Annotated in this window: 2 protein-coding genes; both read left to right on the forward strand. The window is 62.7% G+C overall.

Features of this window, described 5'->3' with window-relative positions; translation table 11 throughout:
- The first annotated feature begins 288 nt into the window (after nt 1–288).
- Nucleotides 289–2,901: an Ig-like domain-containing protein gene (locus PLL20_03250; GenBank protein HPD28985.1), complete on the forward strand. Its 2,613-nt coding sequence runs from the start codon at nt 289–291 to the stop codon at nt 2,899–2,901.
- 263 nt (nt 2,902–3,164) lie between these two features.
- Nucleotides 3,165–5,744 (forward strand): RCC1 repeat-containing protein, encoded by a 2,580-nt coding sequence (locus tag PLL20_03255; protein HPD28986.1) that lies wholly within the window; start codon nt 3,165–3,167, stop codon nt 5,742–5,744.
- Nucleotides 5,745–6,000: the final 256 nt, after the last annotated feature.

Here is a 6,000-nt window from a genome sequence, read left to right on the forward strand (position 1 = left end):
CCTCCCGACCTTGGCAATTGGCGTGATTTGCGGGCCGCCCAGTGTGGTTCAATCGCCGGCTGGGGGGAGAGCCGCGGCCTTGCCTCCCCGCAAGGGGTGATAACAACCGTTCCGGACACGGGTAACGGAATGTGACACTTCAAAAAAACAAAACAGGTTGCAAGATGGTGTCAGGTAGGGTATACTGCTTGACATACGGCTTACTCTGTGCGCCGGCTGGTGGGCCGGCGACACGCGGTTCATCAAATAAGGTTCCATACCGGACACTCGTTCTTCGAGGTATTAACCATGCCAGGCAAGCGGTTCCGCGTCGCGAATTCCAGCTCGTTCGGTCTTACCACGATCATTTCGGCCGCGTTCCTGTTTGGATCACCCGGCATGGTCGAACCGCTCTTTGCCACCACACCCCAGCCGTTCGTGCATGGAATCGGGTACAACGGCCGCGGGCAGGTCGGGCCAGGCTCCGAGACGCTGCTGCCGAGCCCAGTTTCGTTTGGCGCCGTCAGGTCTGCTGCCGGCGGCAATCCTGGGTACACGCTGGTGGTTGGTGAGGACATGACGGCTTGGGCTTGGGGCGACAACTACTATGGGCAGCTGGGTGACGGCACAAGCGGGTCCTATCGGGCAACGCCGGTCCGGGTTCTGAACCTGAACGGAGTCGTATCCGTGGCAGCCGGTCTTACAAACAGTCTGGCGTTGAGGTTTGACGGCACGGTCTGGGGGTGGGGGGGAGCAAGCTCGCAGTCACCCGCTGGGACATTACCTCCTGCCTCTTATACACCGGCGCTGGTCAGTGGTGTGTCAAATGTCACGGCCATTGCGGTAGGTCGCGGCCACTATTTGGCCCTCCGGGGCGATGGGACCGTTTGGGCATGGGGACACAATTACTACGGCCAGTTGGGCCTGGGGTATGTCTCAACTGAACCCGCTTCGTTTGTGAGGACGCCTGCACAAGTGCTGTTGTTGACGGATGTCGTCGCCATTGCTGCCGGCGGTTACTACAGTCTCGCCCTCAAGAGTGATGGGACAGTGTGGGCATGGGGAGCCAACATGTCAGGTGAATTGGGCGACGGGACGACAACGGATCGATCGACGCCGGGCCAGGTTAGCGGTTGGGCAGATGTTACTGCTATCGGGGCCGGGCAGTATCATGGTCTGGCAGCTAAGCAAGACGGCACCGTCTGGGCTTGGGGAGGCAATTCATACGGCCAGTTAGGGGACGGAACGACGATCAGTCGGTTGGTGCCTGTTCAGATGCAGGGCGTTACGAGCGCAACAGCGGTTACCGCGGGACCATACTACAGCCGGGTGCTCCGGGATGATGGAACCGTCTTGAACTGTGGCCGAAACGACGACGGCCAACTGGGTGATGGCACGACAACCGATCGGTGGACTGTTGTTCAGGCTTCGGGGCTGGACAATGTGGCAGCGATTGTTGGCGGGTGGGGATCATGTTTCGCCATCAGCAGCGGTGGTACGCTTTGGGGCTGGGGGCGGAACAGCTATGGTCAAGTCGACGTTTTCAGATGGAAGCGATCGACATTGGCGGGTATCAGTGGGCTGACCGACGTGGTCTCGCTGGCCGCGGGTCGAGATCACAGCTTGGCTCTGAAGAGCGATGGCACGGCTTGGGCTTGGGGCGACAACTTGTATGGGCAGTTGGGTGACGGCAGTACGATCGGAAGATCCACTCCCGGCCAAGTGGCCGGTCTGACGGCTGTGGTTGCCGTGGTGCCCGGTTGGAATCACAGTCTCGGGCTCCGAAGCGATGGTACCGTCTGGGCCTGGGGGGCGAATTATGCCGGCCAATTGGGCGATGGTGCGACGACCGACCGCTATATGCCGGTTCAGGTCTCTACCCTGGCCGAGGTCACCGAGATTGCGGCGGGCAGCACCCACAGTCTGGCACTCAGAACCGACGGCACGGTGTGGGCATGGGGGCGCAACGGGTCCGGCCAACTGGGCGACGGCACGACGACGAACCGCTCAACGCCGGTTCAGGTCCCCGGCTTGACCGACGTAACGGCAATTGGCGCACGCGGCGATTACTCTGTTGCGGTCAAGAACGACGGCACGGTATGGGCGTGGGGCGACAATTCCTCCGGTCAGTTGGGCGACGGCACAACCACGGCGAGATCGACACCGGGACAGGTCGCGGGCTTGTCAGACGTGGACAGGATTGCCGTTGGCAGAGCGCACGTTCTGGCAGTGAAAGACGATGGTACGGTGTGGGCGTGGGGATCCAACGGTTCCGGCCAGTTGGGCGATGGGACCACCACCAATCGGCTGAGCCCTGTGGAGGTTGTGGGGCTCGTGAATCCAGCAGCGATTTCCGCCGGAGATTATCACAGTCTGGCCTGCACGAGTGACGGCACGGCCTGGGCCTGGGGGAGCATCGGGCAATTGTGCGGGGGAACCAACACCAAGACACCGACTCAGGTCGTCGGCATGGACAACGTGGCACTTATTGCGGCGGGGTCTTCCTACAGCCTGTTCGCAGGCACATCGGTTGAGACGGGCCCACCCCAGGTGGCCGGCACCTGGCCTGCGGCCGACGCGACCGAGCATGTCGTCACTCACATTGTGGTCACCTTCACCGAACCCGTGACCAACGTCACGGCCGATGACCTGATTCTGTCCACCGGGTCGGTGACATCGGTCAGCGGCAGTGGACCGTACGTGGTTGAAGTGACCGGCGCAACCGGCACGGTAACCGCGACACTTGACGGCGACATTGTCGACACGCCCGGTAACGACTTGGCGGCCTACCAGTGGCAGTTCACCGTGCCAGCAAACCTGCCGCCGACGATCCTCGGGTTGCTCCGGGCTCTGCGCCGAACACCGGCCCGGTCGAGATTTCTTATCTGGTCGGCGCCAACTTTCAGACCGGGGCGACGGTGAAGCTTACACGGACCGGTGAGACCGACATCGTGGCGACGAACGTGGACGTCGTCAGTAGCGCACAGATCACCTGCACGCTGGACCTCACGGACGCAAAAGTTGGGCATTGGGACGTCGTGGTCACCAATCCCGACAGCCAGTTCGCGTCGGCGGCCAAGGCTTTCGCGGTGATGAATGTCCAGCCGTTCCTGCACGCCGCGGGTGTCAATATCTATGGGAACCTTGGCCTCGCGGACGATGCCTGGTTGCCGCGGGCGGCAGTCATGGGGAACGTCAAAACGGTATCCAGCGGGACCAAGCACTGTCTTGCTCTCAAGAGCGATGGCACTGTCTGGGGATGGGGATCCAACACCTACGGCGGGCTGGGCGACGGGGCAACAATCGCCCGCTCGGCCCCTGTCCAAGCGGTGGGCTTGAGCGACATCCAAGCAATCGCAGCAGGTATCTACTACAGCCTGGCACTGAAAGCCGATGGGACGATCTGGACCTGGGGCTACAACAATTACGGCCAGTTGGGCGATGGGACTACCACCAACCATTCAGTGCCGATGCAAGTCAGCAGTCTGTCGAGTATTCAGGCCGTCGCGTGCGGCGATTCGCACTGCCTGGCCGTGAGAACCGACGGCACGGTCTGGGCCTGGGGATACAACAACAAGGGCCAACTCGGCGACGGCACGACGACCAACCGCTCGGCACCGGTCCAGGTTTCGGGCTTGTCGGATGTTGTGGTTGTCGCGGCAGGGTCCGAGCACAGCGTGGCGGTCAAGAACGACGGCACCGTCTGGGCTTGGGGCAGCAACTCAAGCGGCCGGTTGGGTGACGGGACCACTGTGGCTTCACGCCTGACACCCGTTGCCGTCCTTGATCTGACCGGTGTAACCGCGATTGCGGCGGGAGTGTCACACAACCTGGCTCTGAAATCGGACGGAACAGTGTACGCATGGGGAAGCGGGACGTACGGCCAATTGGGCAATGGTACCAACGTATTGTCGCGCACACCCGTTCAGGTGGGGGGTCTGACGCGCATAATCGCAATTGCAGCGGAGTCCAGTCATAGCCTCGCGCTCGATGATGACGGAGCCGTCTGGGCATGGGGGTACAACTACTTCGGCCAACTGGGCGACGGCACGAACACCCACCGATCGACGCCGGTTCGGGTGTCGGACCTGACGCCGGCCGAGGCTATTGCGGCAGGCGGCGATGCGGATGGGGGACGCAGCTACGCGGTGGACAGAAACGGGATGTTGTGGGCATGGGGTTATGCAGCATTTCGCGTTCTGGGAGACGGTGCCCCGGTTCAGCGTTCAACCCCGACCACGGTGTCCCGACTCGGAGATGTTGCGACGGCGACCATAGGCCAAGGTTTCAATCTTGCGATCACGGGTGATGGTGAATGCTGGTCTTGGGGGGACAACGATTATTTGCAGCTCGGCTATGGGCCTGCGGTGCCGCAGTCAACGCCGCTACCGTCGGGCGTGGGCAACGTCACGGCTGTCGCCGGAGGAGCCTTTCACAGCCTTGCCGTCGCATCCGGCGGTGCGGTATGGGCTTGGGGGCGCAACCAGTTCGGCCAACTGGGCGACGGTACCCAGATATCGAGGGGTGGGGGGGCTCTGGTATCCGGCATGGTCGGAGTAACCGCCGTTGCCGCAGGCATGAATCACAGTCTCGCGCTCAAGGCCGATGGGACAGTCTGGGGATGGGGAGCGAACTCGTCCCGGCAGGTGCTCTGGGGCAACGAAGCAAACTACCTTACGCCGGTGCAAGTGACTGGTATGACAAACGTCATCGCTCTTGGTGCTGCCGGATTCCGAAGCATGGCGGTCAAGAGCGACGGGACCGTCTGGTACTGGGGTAACTCCGCATCCTCTGCGACTCAGATTCCTGGTCTGACAAGCGTGGTGGGAGTGGCTCTGGGCAACAGTCACAATCTTGCTCTCAAGAGTGACGGCACTGTCTGGGCATGGGGCACCAACACATATGGGCAATTGGGCGACGGCACCACGACAAACCGATCAACGCCGGTGCAGGTTTCGGGATTGTCCGACGTGACTGCCATTGCGGCCGGTCTCAACCACAGTCTGGCCGTGAGGAGCGACGGCACAGCTTGGAGCTGGGGCCTGAACGAATACGGCCAACTGGCTGATGGCACCACGACCAACCGCCTGTCTCCGGTCCAGGTGGTGAACCTTTCAGGAGTGACCGGCGTTGCGGGCGGTGCCTACAGCTTATTCTGGGGCTCAACGGTCGAGTCGGCCCCACCAACGGTCTCCAACACCTGGCCTGCCGCAGGTCAGACCGAGCCGACTGTGCGAAGGATCGTGGTGACACTCAGCGATCCGGTACTCAACGTCTCGGCTGACGACCTGAGTCTTTCCGTCGGCACGGTGGTGTCCGTCAGCGGCAACGGGCCGTACGTGTTCGAGGTGACGGGCTTGTCCGGGCCGGTGACCGCCACGCTCGATGGCGATATCACCGACGCGACGGGCATCGATCTGCCCGCGTACCAATGGCAGTTCGCCATCTGCACGCCCGACAGCGACGGCGATGGCGTCGGCGACTGCGGCGATGCATGTCCCAACACCATCCCGGGCGCGAGCGTTGACCTGCGGGGCTGCCCGGCAACGGTGCGGGCCGACTTTGACGGCGACGGCGACGTGGATACCGCTGACCTCGACACGTTCGAGGCATGCGCGACGGGGCCGGGTGTGCCTCAGGTTGACCCGGCTTGCGCGGCGGTCTCGTTCGATAACGATGATGACGTGGACCAGAGCGACTTCGGCATGTTCCAGCGCTGCATCAGCGGGGAAGGCATCCCGGTCGATCCGGATTGCGAGCACTGACCGGGCCGACCACCTCGTCGTCGGCGACGTGCTGATCGTCGCTCCTCCCTGCGATTCATCATCGAGCCCCCACCCATCCGCTGCGGCGGATGGATGGGGCACCCAGCACCCAGCTCTTTGCGTCGCGTAGCCGACGTCACAAGCCTTATCTACTCCGTCTTGCCAATCGGCGTGATTTGCGTGATCTGCGGGCTGCCCGCCGATAGGGGTAGGAAGGACGGATTGACCGTCCCCCCTCCCTCCGAACCGGACGTGC

The sequence above is a fragment of the Phycisphaerae bacterium genome (genome assembly GCA_035384605.1).
Classification (GTDB): domain Bacteria; phylum Planctomycetota; class Phycisphaerae; order UBA1845; family PWPN01; genus JAUCQB01.